This window comes from Cellulosilyticum ruminicola JCM 14822, from assembly GCF_001311925.1.
In the GTDB taxonomy this organism is placed as follows: Bacteria; Bacillota; Clostridia; order Lachnospirales; family Cellulosilyticaceae; genus Cellulosilyticum; species Cellulosilyticum ruminicola.
Genome location: NZ_BBCG01000127.1, coordinates 1 through 3,333, shown reverse-complemented (window position 1 = coordinate 3,333; position 3,333 = coordinate 1). Strand labels below are relative to the sequence as shown.

Sequence of the window (3,333 nt, the reverse complement as noted above, 5' to 3'; positions counted from 1 at the left end):
TTTTTTTTAGGTAAAAACTTACCTTTATTTGTTGTACCAATTTTTATTTATTTGTCAACTAAATGTAGCTACCAATAATAATTTTTAAATCTTGCATCCTCAAAGCTATTGTTATTCATTTTTAAACAGTAGTTTCGCAATTACCTATTTTTTAATATTATATTACAACATTATGTATTTTTATAGTATTTATTTTTTACTATTTTCTTACACATAAAAAGCACAATGCAAATATGCACTGTGCTTTTTATCCTATTTATCTTTTGTAATGAATACCGAAAGCGGTGGATGATTTGGTTTATTATATAGTTCACTTACAACAACTGTATATTTCTTCATATCTAAATCCTTTAAATACGCCATAATTGCATTTTTTTCTTCAAAGCCTGTATCACCACCATGATAGATACAAAGACTCATCACACCTTTTTTCTTAAGTAAGTCTAATCCCATTTCTATTGCTTCAATACTACTTGCAGCCTGTGTACAAATACTATGATTGCCACCTGGTAAATAACCAAAATTAAACATAATCCCATTTACGCTTTCAGCAATCTTGTAAGTATTCATCTTTGTATGGCTTTCTAAATAAACCATAGCCTTAAGTCCACGTTCTTCAAGTAATGCCTTTGTACTATTTATAGCATCTTCTTGAATATCAAAAGCTACTACTTCTCCATTTTCACCAACTAACTCACATAAAAAAGCTGTATCAAATCCTCTTCCAGCTGTTGCATCAATACATACATCACCTTCTTTAATATATTGTGCCATCAAATGATGTGCTAAAGTAATTGTATTTAATTTTGTTAGAGCTGACATATATTTTCCTTTCCAAAAGAATAAAATACTTTATTGTATTTCATTGAGTATTTTATTCTTTTAACACGACTTATCATTTTTATAGTATCATTAAATAAGCTAAGTGAAAAGATTTGACATTTAAGTTATACTATATTTCTTTCCTTACGTATAGTCTCATTAAATTTATTAAAACTAATACTTGACATCTTACTATGTTTGCAATGATAATTAGAGGTTGTATATGCTATTTATTACGAAGCAATTTATATAAAAAGATAAGGATGATAAAAATGTCACAAGAAACATCAATATATCAAGATGAAGTACAAAAAAGACGTACTTTTGCCATTATTTCTCACCCTGATGCAGGGAAAACAACTCTTACAGAAAAATTCCTTTTATACGGTGGAGCTATTCGTTCAGCAGGTTCTGTTAAATCTAGAAGAACTCAAAAACATGCTGTATCTGACTGGATGGAGATTGAAAAACAAAGAGGTATCTCTGTTACTTCCAGTGTACTTCAATTCAACTATGATGGCTTCTGTATCAATATTCTAGATACACCAGGTCACCAAGACTTCAGTGAGGATACTTATCGTACACTCGTTGCTGCAGATAGTGCTGTAATGGTTATCGATGCTGCAAAAGGGGTAGAAGCACAAACAAAGAAACTTTTTAAAGTTTGTAAAATGCGTGGTATTCCAATTTTCACATTCATCAACAAAATGGACTCACATGGTAAAGATCCATTTGAACTTATGGAAGAAATCGAAAATGTCCTTGGTATTCGTTCTTATCCTATGGACTGGCCAATTGGTAGCGGTAAAGACTTTAAAGGTGTTTACAATCGTCGTAAAAAACAAATTGAACTTTTCGATGATGGCAATCATGGACAATCTATTGCGGAAACTATTACAGGTGAAGTTGATGATCCTAAATTCACAGAATTCCTTGGCTCTGCCCTTCATGATAAACTTCTTGAAGATATTGAGCTTTTAGATATGGCTGGCGATGACTTTGACTTAGAACAAATCTTAAAAGGAGAACTTACACCAGTATTCTTTGGTAGTGCATTAACTAACTTTGGAGTTGAACCTTTCCTTGAAGCCTTTCTTGATATCACAATGCCACCACAACCTCGTCCAAGTAATATGGGTGAGATTCCAACAAGTGCACCTTACTTCTCTGGATTTATCTTCAAAATTCAAGCAAATATGAACCCAGCACACCGCGATAGAATTGCTTTCCTTCGTATTTGTTCAGGAAGATTTGAAAAAGGTATGATGGTTAACCACGTACAGAAAGGCAAAAAAGTAAAACTTGCGCAACCACAACAATTCTTAGCACAAGACCGCGCAGCAGTAGATGTGGCTTATCCTGGTGATATTATCGGTATTCATGACCCTGGTATCTTTAATATTGGGGATACATTATGCAGTGATAATATTAAACTCCAATTTGAAGGTATTCCTCAATTCGCACCAGAACACTTCATGCGTGTTTCTACAACAAATGCCTTAAAACGTAAACAATTCTTAAAAGGCATCTTACAACTTGCAGAAGAAGGTTCTATCCAGGTATTTAGACCTCACCTTACTGGTACTGAAGAAGTTATAGTAGGGGTTGTAGGGGTACTTCAATTCGAAGTATTAGAATACCGTCTTAAAAATGAATATGGAGTTGAAATCAAAATGCAACGCTTACCATACCGCTTCATCCGCTGGATTGACGCTGAAAACTTTGACTTTGATCGTTTCAAAGGATCTATGGATTCTACGCTTGTTGAAACTGAAGATGGTCAACCAGTTATGCTTTGCGAATTTGAATGGTCTATCCGTCAAATTGCTGAACGTAACCCAGAAGTTACATTCCGTGAAACACACCTTAAAACAACTGTTTAAAATAAAAAAAATGTTTCAGCTATAAAAACCACCATCTCTGCTGGTGAGAATAAAATACTTTTAGTATAAAAAAATAAAACCTCCTTTGTTAAGAATGATAATGGTTTACCAACCGTATCAAATAACAAAGGAGGTTTGTCAAATGAATGACATTCAAAGTTTATCACATTCTATACTTAGAAGCAAATACCATATTGTATTTGCTTCTAAGTATAGAATACAAGAGATATATGAAAAGTTAAAAGCAGATATAGGACAGATTTTACGTCAATTATGTTAGCAGAAAGATGTAGAAATAATTGAAGCTCATGCATTTAAAGACCATATACACATGTTAGTATGTATTCCACCAAGTATGAGTGTTGCAAGTTTTATGGGATACCTAAAGGGAAAAGTACACTATTAATTTTTGAAAGACATGCAAATTTAAAATATAAGTATGGTAACAGACATTTTGGGTGTAGAAGATACTATGTAAATACTGTAGGAAGAAACCAAAAAATCATAGAAGACTATATTAGGAATCAAGTGCAAGAAGATCTTATATCAGACCAAATCTCGATCAAAGAATATATAGACCCGTTTACGAGTCGCAAGAATTAAGAGGCAAAAAAGGCAGCCACTTTAG

Annotated in this window: 2 protein-coding genes and 1 pseudogene; 2 read left to right on the top strand and 1 reads right to left on the bottom strand. The window is 32.9% G+C overall.

Annotated features, from left to right (window positions below; genetic code table 11):
* Nucleotides 1-252: 252 nt before the first annotated feature.
* The gene (locus JCM14822_RS18170; RefSeq protein ID WP_054744034.1) at nt 253-822 is read right to left on the bottom strand and encodes a class I SAM-dependent methyltransferase; all 570 of its coding nucleotides are present in this window, start codon (nt 820-822) and stop codon (nt 253-255) included.
* Nucleotides 823-1,094: 272 nt separating this feature from the next.
* Between JCM14822_RS18170 and JCM14822_RS18165 the strand changes: the two genes are divergently transcribed.
* Both JCM14822_RS18165 and tnpA read left to right on the top strand, forming a co-directional pair.
* Nucleotides 1,095-2,705 (top strand): peptide chain release factor 3, encoded by a 1,611-nt coding sequence (locus JCM14822_RS18165; protein WP_054744032.1) that lies wholly within the window; start codon nt 1,095-1,097, stop codon nt 2,703-2,705.
* Between the two features lie 142 nt (nt 2,706-2,847).
* Nucleotides 2,848-3,308 (top strand): annotated as a pseudogene (tnpA, locus tag JCM14822_RS18160) (IS200/IS605 family transposase).
* Nucleotides 3,309-3,333 lie beyond the last annotated feature (25 nt).

Excerpts from the sequence above, each read along its gene's own strand:
- JCM14822_RS18170 (WP_054744034.1), bottom strand. The coding sequence starts at position 822 with ATGTCAGCTCTAACAAAATTAAATACAATTACTTTAGCACATCATTTG.
- JCM14822_RS18165 (WP_054744032.1), top strand. The coding sequence starts at position 1,095 with ATGTCACAAGAAACATCAATATATCAAGATGAAGTACAAAAAAGACGT.